This window comes from Succinimonas amylolytica DSM 2873, assembly GCF_000378405.1.
Classification (GTDB): domain Bacteria; phylum Pseudomonadota; class Gammaproteobacteria; order Enterobacterales; family Succinivibrionaceae; genus Succinimonas; species Succinimonas amylolytica.
Window position 1 is genome coordinate 390,826 of record NZ_KB899636.1, and the last position, 25,307, is coordinate 416,132.

Below are 25,307 nucleotides of genomic sequence, written 5' to 3' on the forward strand. Positions count from 1 at the left end.
TATGCAGCAACAACGTAACACTGTACTGATAATGCTGATTCTCTTCACTGTTTTCATGTTTTTTACATGGTCAGGTGACAGGAATGCAGCTTTACAGGCACAAAATCAACCCGAAGTAACAATTCAATCCCCGAATACCGATAATATTGTAAAAGTCTCAACTGATCTCTACGACCTGGATATTAGTTTAGATAATGGGGATATTTTGAAAGCGGATCTTAAGGATCAAAAGCAGGAAATTAATTCATCTGAAAATTTTCACCTTCTGAAAATTACCAAAAATTTCAAATATTTTGCTTCAAGTAACATTGTGGCTGCACAGCCAGAAGACCGTAACCTTGATCCGACACAGCAAACATCTGCCCAGTTCCATTACATGAATGTTAAGTATACATCAGATAAAACATCTTACGTAATGAACAAACCGCAAGATCAGGATGGTCGCGATATAAAAGAATATTGTGCCATATACAGAGCATCAAGAAATCCAGATCAAAAAACGAGCAATAAGGATACTTTAAATCCACCGTCTGATAACAGCAGTCTTGTAGTAACGCTAAAAGGAGCAACATCTGACGGAATAAGCATTAACAAAATTTTCTCCTTTGAGAGATGTTCTCATGAAATCAGAGTTTCTTTCGAAGTTTCAAACTTATCAAAACCTTTGAGAATTGCTCAAATTTCATCTCTTGAACAATCGGTTAATGATCCGGAACTGAATTCTGGAATGTTTGGAACCTCTGCTTACAGAGGAATGGCTTATTCAACATCTGATACAAAGTATCAGAAAGAAAGTTTCTCTGATATTGGAGAATTAAAACAACCAGAAAATATACGTTCCTCCAAAGGCGGCTGGATCAGTATGATCCAACACTATTTCGTTGCCGCATGGGTTGGAGCCGAAAACACATCAAACACCATTTTCTCTTACGGAAAAGACGATGCGGAAACAGCTGTGGTAGGAATCCGTTCACAAGATATAGCAATAGCTCCAGGAGAAAAAGCCACACTATCAAATATTTTATGGATCGGCCCCAAAGATATTCATGAAATGAAGAAGGTTTCTCCAAATCTCGAACTTACAGTTGACTACGGATGGCTTTCATTCCTGTCCATTTGGCTTTATTACGCACTTGATTTTATTCACCAGATTCTGCCTAACTGGGGAGTTGCCATAATAGTACTTACAATTCTTGTTCGTTTGTCAATGTATTGGCTAACAAAAAAGCAATACGTTTCAATGGCAAAGATGCGAATTTTGACACCAAAGATGAATGAACTTAAGGAATTGTACAAAGACGATAGACAAAAACTTAGCATGGCAATGATGGAACTCTATCAGAAAGAGAAAGTCAATCCACTTGGAGGATGTTTGCCCATCCTGATACAAATGCCTATATTCATAGCTCTGTATTGGACATTTATGGAATCTACAGAACTCAGACATTCTGCGTTCTGCCTATGGATTCAGGACCTTTCGGCATATGATCCTTATTTTGTTCTTCCTATTTTGATGGGAGTTACAATGCTGATCATTCAAAAAATGTCGCCAACCACAATAACAGATCCTATGCAGAAAAAAATTATACTGATGATGCCAATAATATTCACAGGTTTATTCTGTACATTCCCTTCAGGTCTTACCCTGTATTGGCTGGTGTCAAACATTTTCACCATCGGACAGCAGTTAGTTATTTTTAGAGCATTAGAAAAGAAAGGCTTAAGTCTGAAAAATCAAGCTAAATAATTGCTTGCATCAGCAACAAAATCAAAGTAAAACTCAGGTTAAAATCCTGAGTTTTTTTTTTCAAGGTAATAGCATGAATTTCAATGAAGATACAATAGCTGCAGTAGCAACTCCCGTTGGTCATGGAGGGGTTGGTATTATTAGAATATCTGGTAATAAAGCAAAGGCAGTCGCTGAAAAAATCGCGAGAATAACCCCCTCTCCAAGATACGCACATTACTCAGACTTTGTTGACGAAAATAATAACAAAATTGATGAAGGTCTTGTCATTTACTTTATATCGCCGCACAGTTATACAGGAGAAGATATTGTCGAGTTTCAATGCCACGGCGGGCCGGTTGTACTAAACAGATTGATGCAGGAAATTCTAAAAGACAGCAGCATTAGACAGGCCTCCCCCGGTGAGTTTACAAAAAGGGCTTTTTTAAACGGAAAAATTGATCTCACCCAGGCAGAAGCAATACAGGATCTTATAAATGCAACTAGCATTCAGGCATCAAAATCAGCAATAAATTCACTTTCCGGAGCATTTTCAAACAAAATCAATGAACTACTGGAAATTCTGATAAAACTTAGAACATTCGTTGAAGCTTCCATAGACTTTCCAGACGAAAGTATTGATTTTGTCAATGAAGGTAATGTAATGAATGAATTGCATGTCTTAAAAAATCAAATAGAAGAAATTAAAAACACCGCAAAACAGGGGATTCTATTAACAGAAGGAGTAAACATAGTAATAGCAGGTAGACCAAATGCCGGAAAATCATCACTACTTAATGAATTGTTAGGTGTCGAAAGAGCTATTGTAACAGACATAGCAGGTACTACTAGAGATACCATTAAAGAGACAATTAATATTGACGGGCTACCGGTACATATTATTGACACTGCAGGACTTCGTAAAAATACAGATAACACCGTAGAAAAAATCGGAATAAACAGGTCATGGAACGAAATTCACAGGGCATCAAGAATCCTCTTCTTATTTGATATTTCAGATAATGATAATAAAGAACAAATTAACCTCTTTAAAGAGATTATAAAAAACACAGAAAACAACACACCATGCACAATACTATTCAATAAAATTGACAAAAATCCTGACTTTAAAGTTCCTGAAGAATTAAAAACTTTTTCATTTCTTAAAATTTCAGTAAAGGAAAAATCAGGAATATCAGAACTAAAAGAACATATCAAATATTTTGCTGGTTATACAAACTCTACAGAGGGAATTTTTTCAGCAAGAAGAAGACATTTGATTGCCATTGATAAAGTACTCAATTCTCTAAATAACGCCGAAAACAATATTATAAATAATGAAAATTTAGAAATAGCTGCCGAAGATCTTAGAATTGCTCAAAATAACTTAAATGAAATTACAGGAAAATATACAGCTGACGATCTTCTTGGAAGCATATTCAATACATTTTGTGTAGGAAAATGATGAAAAATAGTATAGATTTGTTTTGCACCGTAATAGACAATTACGGAGATGCTGGAGTTACGTATAGACTAGCCCAAATAATGATAAAAATAGGGTATACAGTAAATCTTTTTATAGATAACTTCAGTGTTATAAAAAAGCTTAATACAAATATAAAAGACTATTCTATCAATGTTCAAGGAATATCTTCGGTTCAAGAAATAAAGGAACAACAAATATCACAAAAGCTCACACTAAGATACTGGATTCCAGAAGACAGTACTAAATATAACGAAGAAGCCTACCGAGATTTTTCATACACACCGTCACAAATAATTATCGAAACATTTCAATGTAAACTTCCTAAAGAAATAACCAAAACTTTCACACATAATACAGTATGGATAAACCTTGAATATCTTAGTGCTGAAAAATGGGTAGAAGATTGTCACAAACTACAATCCTTTCAAATTAATAACATAAAAAAATATTTCTTTTTTCCAGGATTTACAGCAAAAACAGGATGTCTAAATTACGATGAGAATTTTGCAAAAATAACAAAAAATGAAGCTCTTTGTAATACGATAAATGAATTTAAAAACGATATCAACATTTCTGAAGATATAAAAAAAATGTTTAAAGTACTGATATTTACGTATGAAAACAAAGCATTGATTCCTCTGCTAAGAGCAATAATAAAAAACCGGCCAAACTCAATTTTTTTTCTTCCCAAAGGAAAAAGTACTCAGTATCTAGAGAATAATAAAATTTTTAATCAATTGCTAAAGGACCACCCGACAGTAAAGACAGTAAAATTCGAAATGATAAATCAGGAGAAGTTTGATGATCTAATGAAAGCAATGGACCTTAACGTTGTAAGAGGAGAAGATTCATTCGCCCAGGCCAACATTACGGGAACGCCTTTTCTTTGGCACATCTATCCCCAAGATGAAGATACGCATCTCATAAAACTAAAAGCCTTCACAGACATATACGCAGAAAACTGCACGGATGAGCTAAGAATCACCATAGAAAAAGCTTTTTTTAGTCTTAACCAATCTGACAAAGAAGAAAAGGAGACCTTGTCTAACTTCAACAATTTTATGATAAAATACCAAGAAATCTGTACCCTGTCTGCTAAATGGTCGGATCACCTTTTAAAAATGGGAAATCTGGGTAGACAATTGGACAGCTTTATACAAAAAACTCAGAACATTCTTAAGGTAAACAAATGAAAATCGCTCAAGAAATTCGTACAGGAAACGTAATCATGGTTGGTAACAACCCAATGGTAGTTCTCAAGACTGAATTTAACAAATCGGGACGTAATGCAGCTGTCGTTAAAATGAAGCTCAAAAACCTTCTGGGTGAAGGTGGAACTGAAACTGTTTTTAAAGCAGACGAAAAGCTTGATGATGTCATTCTGGAACACAAAACTTGCACTTTCTCCTACTACGCCGATCCTCTCTACGTTTTCATGGATGAAGAATTCAATCAAATTGAAGTCGAGAAGGATTTCCTAGGAGACGTAATTAACTACATCGTTGACGGCATGGAAGATGAGTGCACCGTAACATTCTATAACGGAAAAGCTATCGGTGTTCAGCTCCCCATTACTATAGTAAGAGAAGTTGAGTACACGGAACCATCTGTTCGAGGAGATACTTCAGGAAAAGTAACAAAGCCTGCCACACTGAAGGGTACCGGATTCACAATAAGCGTTGCCGATTTCGTTAAGACCGGTGACAAAATTGAAATTGACACCAGAACAAACGAATTCAAAAAGCGCGTATAAAACAAGCTTAAACAAAATGGAAAGGAGTAGCTCCTAAAAAAGGAGCAACTCCTTTTTTTATCACATATGAAAATCTGTCAAGAAGTAAAGAACAACACCACAATAAAAAAATCTCACCTCCAAAATCAAACATCAGAAGCTAACAACTTGTTAATAACATGTTATTAACACTGAAAACAAAATGTGGATTCATAAGACATTGTGGACAAATATAAAACACAAGAAGTTGTCAACAAATTGTAGAATAGTTATTGAAATAAAGTGGATAACTAAAACACTTTTATTCACATGTTAATAAAGCAAGAATTTATCCACACCAAAAACACCATAAGAACACAAGAAAGTAACAACAATTAGTACGCAACAAAGCTATATATAATAAGGCTTTTGCAGACTTATCAACAACAAAAACAGCTACAAGAAAATAATGAAAAAAAATAGAAAAATAATAAAAAAAACAAAGAAAAGAAGACATCACACAAAATGACGATGGCCACAAAAAACATTAAAATAAAAAAAACAATACAGGAGAGACGATATGTTTCAAAATCAAGAATATGATGTTCTGGTAATTGGAGGAGGACATGCAGGTATCGAAGCATGTACAGCATCTGCAAGAATGGGACTCGAAACACTGCTCCTCACTCATAACATAGAAACACTGGGTGAGATGTCCTGTAATCCCGCTTTTGGAGGAATCGGAAAAGGACACCTTATAAAAGAAATAGATGCATTGGGTGGAATAACTGCAACTGCTGTCGATCATGCCGGAATTCAATTTAGAACACTCAATTCAAGCAAAGGTCCAGCAGTAAGAGCTACAAGAGCTCAGACCGATAGAGTCCTCTATAAAATCGAAATTAGAAAAATACTAGAAAACTACCCACACCTTCATATATTTCAGCAACCGTGCACTCAACTTCTTTTTGATGGAAACAAAGTTATAGGAGCAGAAACTGAAGCAGGAATAAAAATAAGAGCAAAAACAGTCATACTGTGTACTGGAACCTTCCTTAATGGCTTAATTCACATAGGATTAAAACACTATAGCGGGGGACGTGCTGGAGAACAAGCAGCAATAAAACTGGCAGAACAGATGCACAGTTATCCCATAAGAATGGGAAGACTAAAGACAGGAACTCCATGCCGAATAGACAAAAGAACTGTAGACTTCAGCAAACTACAAAAACAGGAGCCAGACGAAGAAATCCCGGTTTTCTCTTTTATGGGAAAAAAAAACGATCATCCGCAACAGATCTCCTGCTATATAGCAAAAACTAATGAAAAAACACATGATATTATCAGAAATAATTTAAACAGAAGTCCTCTTTATGCAGGTGTAATTCACAGTGTCGGCCCTCGTTACTGCCCGTCAATAGAAGACAAAATAATGCGTTATCCTGACAAAACGTCGCATCAAATTTTTATAGAACCGGAAAGTCTATACACAAACCTTCTTTATCCAAACGGAATATCTACCAGTCTTCCATTCGATGTACAGATCCAAATGGTTCATTCAATGAAAGGATTAGAAAATGCTGAACTTGTTCGTCCAGCATACGCCATTGAATACGATTACTTCGATCCTCGTGATCTAAAATCAACAATGGAAAGCAAATTTATTGAAAACCTATTTTTGGCCGGACAGATTAATGGCACAACCGGCTATGAGGAAGCTGCTGCTCAAGGATGTCTAGCAGGAATAAATGCGGGATTACGCTGTCAAGGAAAAAAAGGATGGAGTCCAAGACGTGATCAGGCATATATGGGAGTATTAATGGACGACCTTTGTACCCTCGGAACAAACGAACCTTACAGAATGTTTACCTCACGTGCCGAATATAGATTGCTACTCCGAGAAGACAATGCCGATATAAGATTAACTCCTATAGGAAGAAGTCTTGGAATTGTAGATGACAATAGGTGGCGTTTTTTTGAAAATAAAATATCCCAAATTGAAAAAGAAATCAGCAGACTGAGAGAAACATGGGTATCTCCAAACAACAGCTATGCCGAAAAACTCAATCCAGTCTTAAAATCTCCTCTTACAAAAGAACAAAACCTAGAGGAAATTCTGCGAAGACCTGAAATGAACTACGATACTCTTATAAAAGCAACAGGACTAACTCCTCTGGCAACAGAAGAACAAAGCCAAAAACAAGTTGAAATCCAAATTAAGTATCAGGGGTATATCGAAAATGAAAAGGAAGAAATTCAAAAACACTTAAAAAATGAAGAAACTTATCTGCCTAAAAAGTTTGACTATACAGGCATTCCAGGACTGTCTACAGAAATAGTAATGAAACTAAACGATTTTCAGCCAGAAACTGTCGGAAAAGCCTCAAGAATTTCAGGTGTAACCCCTGCCGCAATATCTATATTGCTAATACACTTAAAAAGAATGGGATTATTAGGGGTACAAGAAAATGAGTGAACTTAAAAACATCCTTTGTACTGAAATCAAGTTCATGAATCTTGATAGCTACGTAGATGAAGAAAAAATCGAAAAGTTGCTATCTCTTACAGAACTCCTAATGAGGTGGAACAAGGTTTACAATCTGACATCAATAAGAAACAGTACTGATGCTATATATAAGCACATTATCGATTCTATATCAGTAGCACCTTACATTACTGGAACAAATTATGCCGACGTTGGTTCTGGTCCTGGTTTTCCTGGAATCCCTCTGGCAATCCTGTTTCCACAAAAAAAATTTTTTTTGATTGAAAGTCTTGGAAAAAAAGTTAATTTTCAAAGAGAAGCGAAAAGACAGCTAGGACTTGACAACATTTTTCCAGAAAAGACAAGATGTGAGCTGTACATACCTTCTTCAATAATTGACGGGGTTATCAGCAGAGCCTTTGCTTCCATTCCAGACATGCTGAAACTCTGTAAAAACATTACCGGTCCAAACGGAGAATTTTTAGCTCTGAAAGGAGATATCCCCCACGAGGAACTTAAAGAGCTTTCATCTGAATATCAAGTTTCAGATATAATACACATTCAGGTGAACAAAAAACTTGGACAACGACATCTGATAAAACTGATTAAAAGGAAATAATTAAAAGTGAGCAAAGTAATTGCGCTGGCTAACCAAAAAGGTGGGGTAGGCAAAACAACCACATGTATTAACCTTGCAGCATCACTGGCAACACAGAAAAAGGTTCTGATTGTCGACATGGATCCTCAGGGAAATGCAACAATGGCCAGTGGGATAAGCAAATTTGATCTAAAGAAAAGTATATACGACGTAATTATAGAAGGAATCCCAGCAAAAGATGTCATTATCCATAGTGATTCCGGAGGATATGACGTTTTGCCGGGAAATTCTGATTTAACTGCAGCTGGTGTAAGACTGATGAATTTCTTTGCCAGAGAAAACCGTCTCAAGAATGCTCTCGATGTCATAAGGGAAAACTATGATTTCATCTTCATAGACTGTCCTCCTGCATTAAATCTACTGACAGTTAATGCTCTATGTGCAGCTGATTCTGTTATTGTCCCTATGCAATGTGAATATTTTGCAATGGAAGGTCTTACTGATCTCATGGATACAGTAAGACAAATAAAGGATAATTTAAACCCAAAACTCAGAATTGAGGGCATTCTGAGGACAATGTTTGACAAAAGAGCCAAACTGGCATCTGATGTTTCGGATAACCTGAAGGAAAATTTCAAAGGATCGGTATACCGTACCATTATCCCAAGAAACGTAAGACTTGCAGAATCTCCCAGTTACGGAAAACCTGTCTATTATTATGATAAAAGCTCTTTAGGAGCGCGGGCTTATCTGGCTCTGGCAGGAGAAATTCTTCAGATCCAGGATGATGAGGAATCACAACAGCTAGAGCAATAGTTTTTACAAACGGAGGAGATATGGCCGGACTTGGTCGTGGGCTTGATGCCTTGCTGCAACAAAACACAAATTCGTCAAACAATCAGTTTGGTTCGCCTGAAGGGCTCAGAGAAATCGATGTTTCCTGTCTTCTCAGAGGTAAATTTCAGCCCAGAGCTGAAATTGAACTGGATACAGTTACAGAACTTGCGGAGTCAATAAAATCACAAGGGATTATTCAACCTATAGCGGTACGCCCTATCGGCAATGGGCAGTATGAAATTCTCGCTGGTGAAAGAAGATTGCAGGCTGCAAAAGTAGCAGGGTTGTCTCAGGTTCCATGTATTGTCAAAAATGTTCCAGACAGAGATGCAATGCTGATAGCACTCATTGAAAATATTCAGCGTGAAAATTTAAATCCTATGGAAGAAGCTCAGGGACTGGAAAGACTGAAAGAGAATCTTGGTTGCACTGATGAAGATCTGGCAAAAACCTTAGGAAAATCACGTTCCAGTATTACAAATAGTCTGCGTCTGAATGCCCTTTCTGACAAGGTAAAAAGTTTTCTTGTGAATGGCGATTTAACAGCTGGTCATGCTAAGGCTCTTTTAGGCATAGAAGACAAGGAATTGCAGGAACAGGCAGCCATTACGGTTATTCAAAAGGAAATGACTGTAAGAAAGACTGAAGATTACGTGAAATCAGTTATCGCTCCTAAAAGAGAAAAAGAGAAAAAGGAAGATCCCGTTTTTGACAGTTTTCAGGAAACTGTGTCAAAGAATTTATCTGAATTTAATGTTAAATGTGTGAACTCTGGCAAAAATCGAGGAAAAATAATATTAAGCTACTCAAACATTGAGGAGCTTCAAAAGATTAAAGATCTTTTAAAGCTTTAATTGTTGATTTTTCAACACAGATCCAATAAATTTATAAATGAACCTTAGAGTTTAAAATAACAGACGTGTTAAACCTATGAATAAACCGGACTGTTCTGTTCAGGAACTCAAGAACAATACCATAAGGGTACTGTTTTTTTTATTTTTGATGCAGATTAGCATTTGGCCGGTAGTGTTCAGGTTGGGAACCGGAAGTCAGGAAATGGCGGCAAGAGCTTTCTATTCCGGTTTTTTAGGGGGCTCTGCAGTACTGATTCCGGAAATCGCTTATCTGAGCATGGCTTCAATTGAACACAGAAGGTTCAGCGCTTCGTTGGTTTTTGCTGAAGCCTTATTCGGAAAGCTTTTAATGTATGTTCTGTTTGCCATGATGGTATCAATTTGTTTAAAGTTTATTGAATTATCAGTTGTTGTTTTTTTTTGCGCTCTTGTAGTGGAAATGATTACTCTTTTTGTGGCATTTGTCAGAAAAAGCTGTCGGTAAATCAGGGTTGATCTATGACTGAAAATATACAGAACAATACCGAAAAAACTTCTCAGGTAGAACAAAATAGCTCTACGGAGTCTTCTGCCGGTTACAACTCCAAGGAGTATATAACTCACCATCTTAAATTTTTACAGGTGGATCTCAGTACGGGTATTGTCCTCAACAGCAAAAAAGTTGAGAGCGTTTATGAATACAATGAATGCCTGTGCGGAGATGGTCTGGCAAACAAGTGTGTGACTAAACCTGGATTAGAGGAACAGTGCCTTGAGAAGCTGCACGCCTCTGATTGCAAGTTTTCTGATCTAGGATCTGGAAAATGTGTGCCAGTTATGGAGCAGAATACAAAAGAACCTATTTTTGCTCCTAATGTTATTAACTTGGATTCCTCTCTTATATCCACGGGGCTAGGTTTTGTATTTCTCGCATTATTCTGGGCTGCTATAAGAGTCTCTGTCCGGAGTAAGAATCAGGTACCTAACAAGTTTCTTACTGTTATCGAATTAGTGGTAACCTTTGTCAATGATACTGTGGAAAGCATGTTTCAGGTAAAGAATAAACTGATAGCACCGCTTTCTCTAACAGTGTTCATGTGGGTATTCTTGATGAATCTAATGGATCTCATCCCTGTGGATCTTATTCCTCAGTTATGCTCATATGTGGGGATACCTTATGTGCGGCTAGTGCCGTCTGCAGATGTCAACATTACGCTTGCCATGTCCTGTTCTATATTCTTGCTTATTATCATCTATGGAATCAGGTACAAAGGCATTAAGGGATTTATAAAAGACTATACTAGACACCCGTTTAATAGTGTTTATATGATGCCGGTTAACATTTGTCTTGAAGTCGTATCATTACTGTCAAAGCCTCTTTCATTGGGATTGCGACTTTTTGGAAATATGTATGCTGGTGAGATAATTTTTATATTGATTACAGTATTACTGTCTGCCCAATTCTGTTCTTTAAATTTAGGATGGATTCCTGGGATATTAGTTGATATTGTATGGGCTGTTTTTCATATTCTGATTATTACCCTGCAGGCTTTTATTTTTATGGTACTTACCATTGTTTATCTTTCAATGGCGAGTGCCAAGGAAGATTAATTGAGACTTAAACCAAAAAAGGAGTGATTTATGGAGCTTCAAGCTGTTGCGTTTCTTTCTGCTGGTATCATGATGGGGCTTGCTGCAATAGGCGGTGCCATTGGAATTGGTATTCTCGGCGGCAAATTCCTGGAGGGAGCCGCTCGTCAGCCCGATTATCTCACTACTCTGCGCAACAATTTCTTTATTGTAATGGGGCTTGTGGATGCTATTCCTATGATAGGCGTGGGGTTGGGACTTTATTTATTGTTTGCCGTCTAATTAACAAAGGAGTTGTATTGTGAGTTTCAATATAACTTTTTTACTGCAGATGGTGGCATTCCTGATTTTTGCCTTCGTCTGTATGATATGGATTTGGCCTCTGGTTCTGAAATATATTACGGACAGGCAGACTGAGATAAAGAACAGTCTTGAAGAAGCTGCCAGAGCTAAACAGAGTGTTGCTTTGGCCCAGGGAAATGCCGAAAAGATTATCGCTGATGCCAAAGATAAGGCTCAGGAGATTATTGATCAGGCTGAAAGTCAGAAGACTAAGATCATTGATGCTGCCCAGGATGAAGCCAAGAATGAGAAAGCTCGGATTATCAAATCGGCGGAAGCTGATATCGAGACTGCTCAAAACAAGGCCAGAGAAGAGCTTCGTAAGCAGATTGCCGAACTTGCGACTGCTGGTGCGGAGCAAATTTTAGGGCGAAAGCTGGATTCCAAGTCTGATGAGGTTTTGGTTAACGAAGCACTGAAGAATTTCTGAGGATTGTTATGGCTGACGATTTAACAGTGGCCAGGCCTTATGCAAGAGCAGCGTTTTCATATGCAGATGAAAATAACGCTCTTGATTCCTGGAAATCTTATCTTACAGCCCTTTCGGCATTGATAGAAAATTCTGGCATTGCCGACAAGGCTGATGTTATGTCTGCTGATGATACCGTTAAATATGCTTCCGATATTCTCATGGAGTATATGGATGAAAAACAGACCAATTTTTTCAGACTGCTTCTTGAAAATAAGAGACTTAAACTGGTTCCCTACATTCTATCTGAATACCTGAATTATGTTGAAGCCAAAAACAATTCTGTTTGCGCTGTTGTTACTTCTGCGAGACCTCTGACAGAGAATGTACTGGCGTCAATAAAGGAGAAAATCCAGCAAAAATTCAAAGTATCATCAGTAGTTATAAAGACAGCAACAGATCCTTCTTTGATGGCCGGTTTTACGGTGAAGGTTAAGGATCAGGTTTTTGATGCCAGCATACGCACACGTCTTAACAGACTGATTGTGTCGCTTGGTTCGTAACCCAAGGAATATCATATGCAGTTAAATTCAACAGAGATTGTAGATCTTATAAAACAAAGGATCTCTCAATTTTCCGTGTCTGCCGAAAGCAAGGACGAAGGTACCATTGTATCAGTATCCGACGGCATTGTTCGTATTCACGGTTTAAGCGGTGTTATGTCCGGAGAAATGATTGAAATTCCGGGAAACCGATACGGTCTTGCCCTCAATCTGGAGAGGGATTCTGTAGGTGCTATTGTTCTAGGTCCTTCTGGAGATCTGACAGAGGGGATGAAGGTAAAATGTACAGGCAAGATTCTCCAGGTTCCTGTAGGTTCTGGACTTTTGGGACGCGTTCTGGATACTCTTGGAAATCCTATAGACGGAAAGGGAGCCATTTCCCATGATGGTTTTGCTCCTGTTGATGTTATTGCTCCAGGAGTTATTGCCCGTTATAAAGTGGATCAGCCTATTCAGACTGGTTATAAGTCTGTTGATTCTATGATACCAATTGGCCGAGGGCAGCGTGAGCTGATAATAGGAGACCGGCAGGTAGGCAAGACTGCACTGGCCATAGATACAATTATCAATCAGAAAAACTACGGCGTTAAATGTATTTATGTGGCTATCGGCCAGAAAGCTTCAACAATAGCCAATGTGGTTAGAAAACTGGAAGAGCATGACGCTTTAAAAAATACCATTGTGGTGGTCGCATCTGCATCCGATACCGCCGCCCTTCAGTACATGGCTCCTTATGCTGGTTGTGCTATGGGGGAGTATTTCAGAGATCACGGTGAAGACGCGCTGATTGTTTATGATGACCTTTCCAAGCATGCTGTTGCTTATCGTCAAATTTCTCTTCTGTTGCGTCGTCCGCCTGGGCGTGAAGCATTCCCCGGAGACGTGTTTTATCTCCATTCCCGTCTGCTGGAAAGAGCTGCTCGTGTGAATGCTGAGTATATTGAATCCGTAACCAAGGGACAGATAAAGGGAAAGACCGGCTCTTTGACCGCCCTTCCGATTATAGAAACACAGGCAGGAGATGTTTCGGCATTTGTTCCGACAAACGTTATATCAATAACGGACGGACAGATTTTTCTGACCACTCAGTCGTTTAATGCTGGCATCAGACCTGCAGTTGATCCTGGTATCTCAGTATCACGTGTAGGCGGTGCAGCACAGACAAAGATTATCAAAAAACTATCAGGCGGAATCAGAACAGCTTTGGCTCAGTACAGGGAGCTAGCTGCATTCTCTCAGTTCTCTTCTGATCTTGATGAAGCTACTAGAAAGCAGCTGAATCACGGTGAGAAGGTTACAGAACTTATGAAGCAGAAGCAGTATTCGCCATTGACTGTTGCGGAACAGGCTTTGCTTTTGTTTGCTGTTGAAAGAGGCTTTCTTGAGGATGTTGAGCTCAAAAAGGTTGCAGGGTTTGAAGTTGCTCTCCTAAACTATGCCCGTAACGAATATGCCGATCTTATGAAAGACATTGAGGATAATCCTGTTTACAACGATGATGTTGTCGGGAAACTTACCGATGTTTTAACAAAGTTTAAGGAAACTCAGACTTTTTGATAGTTTCGGTATAAGGAGCGGATATGGCAGGTGCCAAGGAAATTCGAACTAAGATCGCGAGTGTAAAAAGTACACAAAAGATCACCAAAGCAATGCAGATGGTTGCAGCGTCTAAGATGAGAAGAGCCCAGGACAAGATGAGCCAAAGCCGACCTTATGCTCAGACCATGAAAACATTGATCGGGCACATCGCATTGGGGCATTTGGAGTACAAACATCCATACACTGCAGACCGTCCAGTAAACAATGTCGGATACATTATTGTCTCCACTGACCGAGGCCTTTGTGGAGGCCTTAATATCAATCTATTTAAGCTGGTTCTGAATCAGATTAAAAACGATGATGATAAAGGCATTAATAGCTCTATTGCAGTAATAGGGAGCAAAGGAATTGGTTTTTTCAGCCATGTGGGGGTGAAGACGCTGGCTCATGCTTCCGGCATGGGGGATAATCCTTCAGTGGAAAGTCTTATCGGATCTGTAAGACTGATGCTTAAAGCTTTTGACAATCATGAGATTGATAAACTGTGTCTTGTTTACAACCGTTTTGTTAATACTATGGTACAAACTCCGGTGATTGAACAGCTTCTTCCCATTCCGGAGGCTGATAAGACATCTGTAAAATCAGATACATGGGACTATATTTATGAACCTGATGCTAAAGTTTTGTTGGATCAGATTTTTAAAAGATATATAGAAGCCATGGTATATCAGGGGGTTGTTGAGAATTTGGCGTCAGAACAGTCTGCAAGAATGGTTGCAATGAAGGCTGCTACTGAAAATGCAGATACACTAGTTTCCGATTTGCAGCTTGTTTACAACAAAGCCCGTCAGACAGGTATTACTCAGGAAATTACAGAAATAGTTTCCGGTGCGGCAGCAGTATAGATAACGTGAAATATTAGAAGGTACACATGACAGACAATCAGAAGACCGCACAAGGGGCGGTGGTTCAAATCATCGGTGCTGTAGTGGACGTAGAATTCCCTAACGATTTGGTTCCGAAGGTATATAACGCTCTTGAGGTTGTAGGGGATAAATCGCTGGTTCTGGAAGTTCAGCAACAGATTGGCGGTGGGTTGGTGCGTTGCATTACCATGGGAACTTCCGACGGATTATCCCGAGGAATGAAGGTTATTGATACGGGAGAACCTATTAAGGTTCCTGTTGGTGAGGAAACTCTAGGCCGTATTATGAATGTACTAGGTGAACCTGTTGATGAAAGAGGTCCGATAGGTGAGAAGGAAAAGTGGGTTATTCACCGGGCTGCTCCTAGTTATGAAGATCAGTCTAACACCACTGAGCTTCTGGAAACAGGGATCAAGGTTATTGATCTTATATGTCCTTTTGCGAAAGGTGGAAAGGTAGGCCTGTTTGGAGGCGCGGGAGTTGGTAAGACTGTAAATATGATGGAGCTTATCAACAACATTGCAAAAGCTCATTCCGGTCTTTCGGTGTTTACAGGTGTCGGTGAACGTACTAGAGAAGGTAATGATTTCTACTTCGAAATGCAGGAGTCAAAAGTCCTGGATAAGGTTTCAATGATATATGGGCAGATGAACGAGCCTCCCGGAAATCGTCTGCGTGTTGCTCTCACAGGTCTGACAGTCGCCGAGAAATTCCGTGATCAGGGACGTGATGTACTTTTGTTCATCGACAATATTTATCGTTATACACTGGCAGGTACTGAAGTATCTGCTCTTTTAGGAAGAATGCCTTCTGCTGTAGGCTATCAGCCGACGCTAGCAGAAGAAATGGGACAGCTTCAGGAGCGTATTGCTTCAACATCAAAAGGATCCATTACTTCTGTTCAGGCTGTATACGTACCTGCAGACGACCTTACTGACCCTAGTCCTGCAACAACTTTTGCTCATCTTGACGCTACGATAGTTCTGTCAAGACAGATTGCTGCCTTGGGTATATATCCGGCCGTAGATCCCCTGGATTCAACATCAAGACAGCTGGATCCTCTGGTTGTGGGAAATGAGCACTATGAAACAGCCCGTGGGGTTCAGAGTGTATTGCAGCGCTATAAGGAACTCAAAGATATAATTGCAATTCTTGGCATGGATGAGCTGTCTGAAGAGGATAAGCTTATTGTGGCAAGAGCGAGAAAGATTGAAAGATTCCTGTCTCAGCCGTTCAGCGTAGCTGAAGTGTTTACCGGACGTGAAGGGAAGTACGTTCCTTTAAAGGATACCATCAGAGGATTCAAGGGAATTATTGACGGTGAGTACGATTCTATTCCCGAACAGGCTTTCTATATGGTAGGTTCCATAGATGAGGTGCTTGAGAACGCCAAGAAGCTTTGAGGATTTGACCGATGACAGAGAACAAAGAAGCGACTGACAAATCAGGTAAGAGAGAGATGCATCTCCGGATCGTCAGTGCCGAGAAGAGAATTTTTTCCGGTTCTGTTGCTAGGGTTCATGTAAAGGGAGCCATTGGAGAACTTGGAATCCTTCCCGGACACAGTCCGTTGCTTACCACGATACCGTCAGGCAATGTTTCGTATACTACTCCTGAGGGGGAGCGGAAGATTGTTTTTGTGAGCGGCGGAGTATTGGAAGTGCAACCTTTAAGTGTTACGATTCTTGCTGATACTGCTATGAGAGGCGAGGATATTGAAGAATCTAAGGCTTTGGAGGCTAAAAGAGAAGCTGAAGCAATGCTTGCCAACGCAGCTTCTGACAAGGGGTATTCTCAGGCGCTGTCACAACTTTCGCGAGCAATTTCTCAGCTTAAGGCTGTTGAACTTTCCAGAAAAGGTCGGGTTAAGTAAATATTTTCATAAAAAAGGGGTAAGGCCGTTCTCTAAGAGCGGCTTTATTTTTTGTATTTTGAAGAAAGGGGCTGATATACTTTTTCGTACTTGTCATAACGTCTTATTCTATTTTATAAAAGCGTATTTGGGACAGGTAGCAGAAAATTCGGTTGTTTTTCTCTTTATAATGGTACAGTTTATTGTTACGAACGAAGATAGGAAAGTTTTTTAAGGCGGAAACATGTTTGAATCTCTCGAAATAATCATCCTTGCGGCAGGAAAGGGGTCTAGAATGCATTCCCACTTACCCAAGGTCCTGCACAGGATTGGAGGCAAAACTCTTATTCAGCATGTTATTCAGGAAGCTGAATCGTTAAATCCCAAACAGATACATATTGTGTATGGTTTTGGTGGTGATTCTGTGAGAGAAGCTACTCCGGGACCTTATAACTGGGTACGGCAGGAAGATCTATTGGGAACCGGGCATGCGGTAATGCAGGCTCTGCCATTCTGTTCTCGAGACAGCAAAATTTTGATTCTGGTTTCTGATATACCGCTCATAAGAAGTGAAACTCTTAAAAATCTTCTGAATCAGACTACTGATGATGGTGTTGGTGTATTAACAGCGGTTGTTGAGAATCCGGAAGGACTGGGCAGAATTATCAGGAATGAAGAAGGTCAGATAACAGGAATTGTTGAAGAAAAGGACACCACTTTCGAAGAAAAGCTTATTCGTGAGGTTAATACCGGAGTTATTGTGGCGTCTTGTCAGGATTTGGAAAGACTTCTTAAAAAGGTGCAAAACCACAATGCACAGAAAGAGTATTATTTAACTGATGTTATAGGATTGGCTGCAAATGAGGGAATTGTTATCGAGGGATACTGTTCACAAGATTCTTTGGAATGCGGGGGAATAAACAATAAGATTCAGCTGGCACTGGCAGAGCGTTATTATCAGAAGCGTCTAATTGACGGATATATGAGAGATGGTCTTATTGTTGCCGACCCAGCGAGAGTTGATGTCAGGGGGAATCTAATTTTTGGAGAAAATACTTTCCTGGATATCAATGTAGTAGTTGAAGGAAATGTGTTTCTAGGGAATGATGTGGTTGTCGGTGCAGGATGTGTTCTTAAGGATTGTACAATAAAGGACGGTTCTGTCCTGAGTCCCTATACTGTGATTGAAGGATCTGTTATTGGTGAAAATGCTACTCTTGGACCGTTTGCCAGATTCCGTCCGGGATGTGAACTTATGGAAAATGTTCATGTTGGAAACTTTGTAGAAGTAAAGAAATCCAAACTTGGAAAGGGAACAAAATCAGGCCATCTTTCCTATTTGGGAGACAGTGATATCGGAGATAACGTTAACATCGGAGCCGGCACCATTACATGCAATTATGATGGAGCCAACAAATGGAAAACCAAAATCGGTAATGACGTGTTTGTGGGTTCTGACACTCAATTGGTTGCTCCGGTTACTGTAGGTGACGGTGTTACCATCGGGGCTGGAACAACAGTGACTAAAAACATTCCTGAAAAGCAGCTGGTGATCACGCGAGCTCCCTTGAAAATGATTTCAGGATGGAAGCGTCCGGAAAAAGGTAATAAGAAGAATTAAGGAATCTCATTATGTGCGGAATTGTCGGAGCTGTGGCTCAGAGGGATGTGTCGCAGATTCTTCTAGAAGGGTTAAGCCGTCTAGAATATCGCGGTTATGATTCTGCTGGTATTGCCGTTATTGACAATGGCAAACTCAGAAGAATTCGTACGGTAGGCAAAGTCAGGGAGCTTGCCAGTGAAGTAAATAAAACTGTGCTACCGGGCGGAACAGGTATAGCACATACCAGGTGGGCCACACACGGAGTACCTTCGGTGGCTAATGCCCACCCTCATGTTTCAGGGGATATTGCAGTAGTTCATAATGGAATTATTGAAAATTATGCCGAGATAAAGGATAAGCTTGTAGGTGAAGGTTTTTCATTTGAATCCGATACTGATACTGAGGTTTTGGTAAAGCTAGTAGACTATTACCTGAGAACAGAGAAAGATCTGCTTTCTGCAGTGAAGACAGCTGTCAGGGAACTGAAAGGTGCTTACGGGGCTGCTTTTATAAACACTAAAGAACCGGGACATCTCGTGTTGATAAGAAGTGGAAGTCCGGTGGTGATCGGTGTGGGACTTGGGGAGAATTTTGTAGCCTCGGATCCTCTGGCTCTGATGCCGGTTACGCACAGATTTATTTATCTTGAGGAAGGTGATATTGCGGATATATCCAGATTTGATATATCAATTTGGGATTCTCAAGGAAATAAAACTGAAAGAACTACGATAAATAGTGACTATGTTTCTGTCGGTGATGCTTCAAAAGGCAAGTATCATCATTTTATGGAGAAGGAGATTTACGAACAAAGTGTTGTTATTCCGGATACCCTAGAGGGGCGTGTGAATAATGGTTGCTTTTTACCTGATTCTTTTGGTGCCAGAGCTACTGAATTATTCAAAAAGACAGAACATGTGAAGATTGTTGCTTGTGGTACATCCTTTCATGCCGGAATGATTGCGAAATCTTGGATTGAAGAATACGTAGGAATTACTGCCGATGTAGAAATTGCTTCCGAATACCGGTATCGTAAGACAGTCGTTCAGCCAGACACTCTGTTTATCACAATATCCCAATCCGGAGAAACCGCTGATACTCTAGCAGCTTTGAGACTTTCCAAAAATCAGGGGTATCTTGGCTCCTTGGCTATTTGCAATGTCCCTGAATCATCTATCGTCCGAGAGTCTGAGATGGTATTTCTTACCAGAGCAGGACGAGAAATAGGTGTTGCTTCTACTAAGGCTTTTACGACACAGCTGGTTGCGCTTCTGTTATTTACCGGAAGTATCGGAAAGGTTAAGAACAGAATAGATTCAGAAACTGAAAGAGTAATGGTTTCTTCTGTTGAGAGAATTCCGGAATATATCAATGAGGTTCTTAAGCAGGACAACGGTATTGTGAAGATTTCTCTAGATTTTGTGAACAAGAGAAACGCACTTTTTCTTGGACGCGGTGTAATGTGTCCAGTAGCGATGGAAGGTGCTCTTAAGCTTAAGGAGATCAGTTATATTCATGCGGAGTCCTATGCTGCGGGAGAATTGAAGCACGGACCTTTGGCTCTTATTGACTCTGAAATGCCGGTGATTGTAATTGCCCCTCGTAATGATCTTTTGGAAAAACTGCGTTCTAATATTCAGGAAGTAAGAGCCAGAGGCGGGGTGCTTTATGTATTTGCATCGGATAATTGCGGTTTTCAGGATGCTGGTAATATGAAGATTATTAGCCTGCCGACAGTTCCGGATGTAATATCCCCGATAATTTATACAGTTCCCCTGCAATTGTTGGCTTACCACGTGGCTATTATTAAGGGAACAGATGTGGACCAGCCTAGAAATCTAGCTAAATCGGTAACTGTGGAGTAATGGAGTATGCTGACAATAGGATGTCATCTGTCAATGAGTTCCGGTTATCTTTCCATGGCTAAGGATGCTGTGACCATCGGTGCTAATACCTTTCAGTTTTTCACCAGAAATCCTAGGGGCGGAAAGGCAAAAGCATTGGACATGAATGATATTAACTCTTTTCGTGCCTACTGCACCCAATATGGGATAGACAAAATACTGGCACATGCTCCATATACCATGAACATTTGTTCCGCAGATTCCGGAATACGTGAATTTGCAAAAAAAATGATGGCTGATGATCTTAGAAGGATGGAATATACTCCGGGAAATTATTACAATTTTCATCCTGGGTCTCATGTAAATCAAGGCGTTCAGACAGGGATTCATTTTATTGTTGATACACTTAATGGGCTTATTTCTGAGGAGCAAACAACAACTGTTCTTTTGGAAACGATGGCAGGAAAGGGATCCGAAATAGGGAGATGCTTTGAAGAAATTTCTGAGATTATCAATGCTGTTGAACACCGGGACAAAATCGGGGTATGTCTTGATACGTGCCATATTTGGGATGGCGGATATGATATTTGCAATCATTTAAATGCTGTTATCGATGAGTTTGACAGGCTTATAGGGATCGGTAAACTGAAGGCAATTCATCTTAACGACAGTAAGAATCCGCTGGGATCTCATAAGGATAGACATGAGTGTATAGGGAAAGGGTATATTGGTTTTGAGGCCCTGATGAGAGTGGTTAATCATCCTGTTTTGAAAAATCTTCCGTTTTATCTGGAAACTCCTCAGCCAGATTTAAACGGATATCGTGATGAAATAAGTATTATTAGAGACAATTTTATTGAAGATTAGTTCTAATTGTTTATGTTGAAGCTTAAGCATTCTGTTTTTTTTATTATACTGGTTGTTTTTTGTTTTCTTCTTGAAGCTCCTGAGTCTTTAGCTGCAGATGATTCTGCTCCGGTCAGGATATGTGCCGTAGCGCAAGTTTATGATGCTCTTAAGGCGGTGCAGGATCGTTTTTGGGGCAAGCAGGATTTTGATATTGAATCAGGATCTGCCACTCAGCTGTATTCCAGAATAGCCAACAGAGAATTATCTTGTGATATTTATATTGGAAATGATCTTAAATTTCCTCAGAAGTATATTCTTGGAGGACTTGCAGATCGCAACTCCCTCAAGCCAGTAGGAACAACGAAGTTGGCTTTGTGGTCTGTTACCGGTATTGTTGATGATATGTGTAGGATTCTGAAAAAAGGAACTTATGCAAAAATAGGTGTGTCAGATCCTAGGTTGCAGCCCACTGGATATGCAGTTTTGCAATCTCTTAGGAATTATGAACTGGATGAGAAAGCTGTGTCAGAAAAATTTTTGTATGCGGCCAATGATTTTCAGACATTGAGTTTTGTTATGAACGGAACGGTAATGATTGGATTTGTTCCTTATGTGTTGATTAAAAAGAATCCAATAGCAAGAAAGGGATCGTATTGTTTAATACCGAATTCGTTTCACGAACCTTTATATTTCTATTCTGTTTTATTTAATAATGGTTCTAAAAAGAAACAAAATGCAGAAACTCTGAGGGATTTTTTGTTGTCCAAAGAAGTAAAAAATGTATTTAGAGAATACGGTATTGATTGATTGCAGATTTTTGAATATTTTCTAAAATCTGAGTTGGATATGTTGTACTGATATATATTTGAGTATTTCTTAAATTGGTGGCGTTATATGAACTTGGAAATGGATATTACCGTAAACAGCAAGCACGGACTGCACGTCAGGCCGTGTACTTCCCTAGTTAAGATATGTATGAGTGATCCGTCTGTTACGGTAAAAATAAAGAATGTGAGTGAAGATTCCGATTATGTGGACGGAAAGTCAATGATGCAGGTATCTTCATTGAGAGCAGCTTATGGACAAGTTCTTCATTTTGTTTTTATAGGCGAGAAACCCCAGGGGCTTGCAGATCGCGTCGAGGATTTTTTTTCCCGACTTGATTAGCATATACAGGTAAATTGTAGCATTTTTCTGTAAAACAAAAGGAGTACCATATGTGATACTCCCTCTTTTGAATGTCAGCATCCCGTTGTTACGATAGCTGTCATTTTTTTTGATACATCCGTCAGAATGCTTACATGGATTTGCATAGACAACATATCATCCTACAGCGTTATACTGTACGGTTCCATCTTCGTTTGTTGAGTAGTTTTCTGGTAACCTGAAAGTCGACTAAAGGTTACCTGCTATTAAGCAAAAGACGACCTTTTTAATTATTTCTACGATAAAATCACAAAATTTTTTGTAAAAACGCAGTAAATCTGCGTTTTTTAGTTTGATTTAACAGGTGACTATGTTGTAATATAGATAATCATATAAACACCTGTTAAATTAAGAGGGTTTTATGTCTAGACCAATTAAAGGTGACACCAGAGTTATTCAGGTTAAGCAGAAGAAGGCGAATGGGGTTATTTATGTTTACGAACGGAAAGTAAAATATAATCCGAAAACTAGATCGAATGATATTTTGTCCAGTAAATTGGTCGGAAAAATAACACCTGAAAGCAATAATGAAATCATCCCGACTAAATTCAGGGCAAAGCCTCAAACAGAAAAAAGAACACCTGTACGTTTTCATATGGGAATGTTGTCAATTCTAGACTGGATCGGCTCTGCTTCTGGAATAGAGGCTGACTTAAAAAAAGTAATGCCTGATAGTACCTGCGGTTCTCTTGCGGAAAGAATAGCTGCAATTGCAAAATTCTGGGTGGGAACGGAAGGCAATACCTTGCCAAATATGTACGCCTGGCAGGTTAAACATGGCATTGATAAAGACTGTATGATCAGCGAGGATATTTACCGTGCTGTTTTTGAAATACTGGGGACTCATGATGGTTTTATACAGGAGTATTTTAAAAGCAGAGCAGCAAGATTGGATACAGGAGATTCCGTGGCATATGACAGTACGACGATATCCACATATTCAGACAGCTTAACTCAGGCAAGATACGGCTTTAACAAAGATAAGGACGGGCTTCCAACAATCAAAGTTCTTACCCTTTATTCACTAAATACAGAACAACCTTTTGCCTACTGGTCACAGCCAGGTAATCTTCCTGATTCCATTTGCGTTGAAAATGCATTGAAACAGCTTGATTATTTAAATGTAACCAAGCCCACAGTTGTCACAGATAATGGCTTTTGCTCACAGGAGAATATCATCCACTATATTCAGAATCATATAAAGTTTGTAACACGAGCTACAAGAAGCGATGGTAAATGGGTTAAAGACAGCATAGATCAGAATCTGTCACTGTTAGATGATATTAATAACGTTATTGATTTTGATAATGATATAACCGGCACCTGTATCACCATCAAACCAACACTGTCTTATATTGCAAAATATTCCTGTTCCAGCCATAAAAAAGGAGACAAGATTAAGTTAACTCCTCGTCTTTATTTGGGAATATTCCGAAGCAGGAGCAGAGCCTATGAGGCGGAAAGAAATTTTACTCGGGAACTGTACCAATTAAAAGCTTTGATAGAAGAAGGTAATGAAGACCAGTTAAGCGAAACAGCACTGAATAAAGCTAACACCTACTTAAGCTGGAGCAAGACCAGAAACGGAGTGATTAAGGTTTTATTTCGAAAAGAAGCTGTCGATGAGGCTCTGAAATACAAGGGAATCTTCTGTCTGTGCTCCAACAAGATTAATGATGCAGCAGAACTTCTAAAACTTGGACGTAAACGTGAACATATAGAAGACATGTTTGAGTTGTTAAAACAAAAAAACGACGGTAAAAAAACAAGGGTGCAGGATACAGATCGATTAAAGGGGCGGCAGTTTGTTCAGTTTATTGCATTAAGTTACTATGATTTTTTGTATAAGAAAATCAAGGATTTGAAGGCAACACTCGGCAAGCCTAACGGGAACTTGAGACATGATTTAAAGGATAACCTTGACAAGGAAAAAGACTTGTTGAAATGGCTGAAAAATTCATCTTTAAACGAGGTGCTACAATGGTTTGATGCAGTTGACCTAATTCAGTTAACGGGCAAAAAGCATAAGAACATAAATCTTATAACTGAAAAAACGATTCGCGATAGATTATTCTTTGAGAAGATAGGATACAGCGGGCAGATGAAAATGGGTTAAAAAATTTTGTAGATTTCGATAACTTTAACAGATATTCATCAGCCTACTTTCAGGCTGGTAATTCTGTCTCTGATTGCCCCAGCATCATGTAGATATTTGAGTTCACAACCTTGACTTTTTATTTCCAGTCATGATTTTTTCGGCAGAAGATCTGTATTTTTTTTGCATCAATATTTAGAGCTTTCATAAGTCTTGCTTATTCAATAGACAGTGGGTTATTAAGGATTGCTGGGTAACCGAATGAGACTGTCATCCTGTTCGATATGCTACAGGTATCTGAGCCCGATCCGTCAAGACTCAGGTATTGTACCGATAGATAGTGCAGCCCTGTCATTGTACGCTGCGAATCTTTCAGGTCCTCAGCTATACCATAGGTGAGGTATTCGGCATTTTTTATGGTGGCCAAGAGTCCGTTAAGATTTGCTATTCGGTCTCCTTCTAAAACCTTATAAATACTGGGGCGGCTGACGTTCCCAGAATAACTAGTTTAACAATGACTACAACTAGCTCAATCAACGTAAAACCGGCAGATTCTACATTCTTCATGGAAGTTCCTTTGTTGTTGGTTATTGAAGTCAAGTATGTTTTCTGGTTGTACCATTTTTATAAATTTATCGTAGTGAGGTATCTCTCATGATTATTTTTGAGGTTTTAATCATGTCTGTTTTATCTTTTATCAATTGAGTTCTATTCATATTATTTTATTATGAAAGAAAGCTCCCCGGCGGACAAACGAAAGCGACGGCCCTTAAGCCGCATTCGGAACGCTGCATGCCCTGGAATGGAGTGGCGGCC

General features: G+C 39.3%; 24 protein-coding genes. 23 read left to right on the top strand and 1 reads right to left on the bottom strand.

Annotated features, from left to right (window positions below; genetic code table 11):
- The first annotated feature begins 1 nt into the window (after position 1).
- The 23 genes from yidC (at position 2) to F557_RS0101855 (ending at position 24,512) form a co-directional block, all read left to right on the top strand.
- Complete coding sequence (gene yidC, locus F557_RS0101745) at positions 2–1,747, top strand: membrane protein insertase YidC (RefSeq protein ID WP_026297687.1); 1,746 nt, start codon at positions 2–4, stop codon at positions 1,745–1,747.
- Between the two features lie 73 nt (positions 1,748–1,820).
- Positions 1,821–3,191 (top strand): tRNA uridine-5-carboxymethylaminomethyl(34) synthesis GTPase MnmE, encoded by a 1,371-nt coding sequence (mnmE, locus tag F557_RS0101750; RefSeq protein ID WP_019000547.1) that lies wholly within the window; start codon positions 1,821–1,823, stop codon positions 3,189–3,191.
- Positions 3,191–4,405 carry an elongation factor P maturation arginine rhamnosyltransferase EarP gene (earP, locus tag F557_RS0101755; RefSeq protein WP_019000548.1) on the top strand — a complete coding sequence of 405 codons (1,215 nt, stop codon included), beginning with the start codon at positions 3,191–3,193 and terminating at the stop codon, positions 4,403–4,405. Before mnmE ends, earP begins: the two co-directional genes overlap by 1 nt.
- Positions 4,402–4,965: an elongation factor P gene (gene efp / locus F557_RS0101760; RefSeq protein WP_019000549.1), complete on the top strand. Its 564-nt coding sequence runs from the start codon at positions 4,402–4,404 to the stop codon at positions 4,963–4,965. The genes earP and efp overlap by 4 nt, the downstream gene beginning before the upstream one ends.
- Positions 4,966–5,503: 538 nt before the next feature.
- Positions 5,504–7,399, top strand: a complete 1,896-nt coding sequence (gene mnmG, locus F557_RS0101765) for a tRNA uridine-5-carboxymethylaminomethyl(34) synthesis enzyme MnmG (protein WP_019000550.1) — start codon at positions 5,504–5,506, stop codon at positions 7,397–7,399.
- Positions 7,392–8,027 (top strand): 16S rRNA (guanine(527)-N(7))-methyltransferase RsmG, encoded by a 636-nt coding sequence (gene rsmG, locus F557_RS0101770; RefSeq protein ID WP_019000551.1) that lies wholly within the window; start codon positions 7,392–7,394, stop codon positions 8,025–8,027. Before mnmG ends, rsmG begins: the two co-directional genes overlap by 8 nt.
- A 6-nt stretch (positions 8,028–8,033) precedes the next feature.
- Positions 8,034–8,822 (top strand): ParA family protein, encoded by a 789-nt coding sequence (locus F557_RS0101775; RefSeq protein WP_019000552.1) that lies wholly within the window; start codon positions 8,034–8,036, stop codon positions 8,820–8,822.
- Positions 8,823–8,842: 20 nt separating this feature from the next.
- Entirely contained in the window at positions 8,843–9,697 is an 855-nt protein-coding gene (locus tag F557_RS0101780; protein WP_019000553.1) for a ParB/RepB/Spo0J family partition protein, read from the top strand.
- A 76-nt stretch (positions 9,698–9,773) separates the two neighbouring features.
- A complete protein-coding gene (locus F557_RS0101785; RefSeq protein WP_019000554.1) occupies positions 9,774–10,181 on the top strand; it encodes a hypothetical protein in 408 nt (135 codons plus the stop codon).
- 110 nt (positions 10,182–10,291) lie between these two features.
- Entirely contained in the window at positions 10,292–11,287 is a 996-nt protein-coding gene (gene atpB, locus F557_RS18395) for a F0F1 ATP synthase subunit A (protein ID WP_026297688.1), read from the top strand.
- A 30-nt stretch (positions 11,288–11,317) separates the two neighbouring features.
- The gene (atpE, locus tag F557_RS0101795; RefSeq protein WP_019000556.1) at positions 11,318–11,548 is read left to right on the top strand and encodes a F0F1 ATP synthase subunit C; all 231 of its coding nucleotides are present in this window, start codon (positions 11,318–11,320) and stop codon (positions 11,546–11,548) included.
- 19 nt (positions 11,549–11,567) lie between these two features.
- Positions 11,568–12,038 (top strand): F0F1 ATP synthase subunit B, encoded by a 471-nt coding sequence (locus F557_RS0101800; protein WP_019000557.1) that lies wholly within the window; start codon positions 11,568–11,570, stop codon positions 12,036–12,038.
- Between the two features lie 8 nt (positions 12,039–12,046).
- A complete protein-coding gene (locus F557_RS0101805) occupies positions 12,047–12,580 on the top strand; it encodes a F0F1 ATP synthase subunit delta (RefSeq protein WP_019000558.1) in 534 nt (177 codons plus the stop codon).
- Positions 12,581–12,595: 15 nt separating this feature from the next.
- Positions 12,596–14,137, top strand: coding sequence for a F0F1 ATP synthase subunit alpha (atpA, locus tag F557_RS0101810; RefSeq protein WP_019000559.1), 1,542 nt, complete (start codon positions 12,596–12,598; stop codon positions 14,135–14,137).
- Between the two features lie 23 nt (positions 14,138–14,160).
- Positions 14,161–15,024 carry a F0F1 ATP synthase subunit gamma gene (gene atpG, locus F557_RS0101815; RefSeq protein WP_026297689.1) on the top strand — a complete coding sequence of 288 codons (864 nt, stop codon included), beginning with the start codon at positions 14,161–14,163 and terminating at the stop codon, positions 15,022–15,024.
- Positions 15,025–15,050: 26 nt separating this feature from the next.
- Complete coding sequence (gene atpD, locus F557_RS0101820) at positions 15,051–16,448, top strand: F0F1 ATP synthase subunit beta (RefSeq protein WP_019000562.1); 1,398 nt, start codon at positions 15,051–15,053, stop codon at positions 16,446–16,448.
- Between the two features lie 11 nt (positions 16,449–16,459).
- Positions 16,460–16,918, top strand: a complete 459-nt coding sequence (locus F557_RS0101825; RefSeq protein ID WP_019000563.1) for a F0F1 ATP synthase subunit epsilon — start codon at positions 16,460–16,462, stop codon at positions 16,916–16,918.
- Between the two features lie 223 nt (positions 16,919–17,141).
- On the top strand, positions 17,142–18,518 hold the full coding sequence (glmU, locus tag F557_RS0101830; RefSeq protein WP_026297691.1) for a bifunctional UDP-N-acetylglucosamine diphosphorylase/glucosamine-1-phosphate N-acetyltransferase GlmU: 1,377 nt from the start codon (positions 17,142–17,144) through the stop codon (positions 18,516–18,518).
- 11 nt (positions 18,519–18,529) lie between these two features.
- The gene (gene glmS, locus F557_RS0101835; protein WP_019000565.1) at positions 18,530–20,362 is read left to right on the top strand and encodes a glutamine--fructose-6-phosphate transaminase (isomerizing); all 1,833 of its coding nucleotides are present in this window, start codon (positions 18,530–18,532) and stop codon (positions 20,360–20,362) included.
- Positions 20,363–20,368: 6 nt separating this feature from the next.
- Positions 20,369–21,208 (top strand): deoxyribonuclease IV, encoded by an 840-nt coding sequence (locus F557_RS0101840; RefSeq protein WP_026297692.1) that lies wholly within the window; start codon positions 20,369–20,371, stop codon positions 21,206–21,208.
- Positions 21,209–21,220: 12 nt separating this feature from the next.
- Positions 21,221–21,997 carry a molybdate ABC transporter substrate-binding protein gene (gene modA, locus F557_RS0101845; RefSeq protein ID WP_019000567.1) on the top strand — a complete coding sequence of 259 codons (777 nt, stop codon included), beginning with the start codon at positions 21,221–21,223 and terminating at the stop codon, positions 21,995–21,997.
- 87 nt (positions 21,998–22,084) lie between these two features.
- Entirely contained in the window at positions 22,085–22,357 is a 273-nt protein-coding gene (locus F557_RS0101850; protein WP_084761368.1) for an HPr family phosphocarrier protein, read from the top strand.
- 400 nt (positions 22,358–22,757) lie between these two features.
- On the top strand, positions 22,758–24,512 hold the full coding sequence (locus F557_RS0101855; protein WP_019000569.1) for an IS1634 family transposase: 1,755 nt from the start codon (positions 22,758–22,760) through the stop codon (positions 24,510–24,512).
- A 438-nt stretch (positions 24,513–24,950) separates the two neighbouring features.
- On the opposite strand, the gene F557_RS23605 is transcribed toward F557_RS0101855, so the two are convergent.
- Positions 24,951–25,058 (bottom strand): prepilin-type N-terminal cleavage/methylation domain-containing protein, encoded by a 108-nt coding sequence (locus tag F557_RS23605; protein WP_019000570.1) that lies wholly within the window; start codon positions 25,056–25,058, stop codon positions 24,951–24,953.
- Positions 25,059–25,307 lie beyond the last annotated feature (249 nt).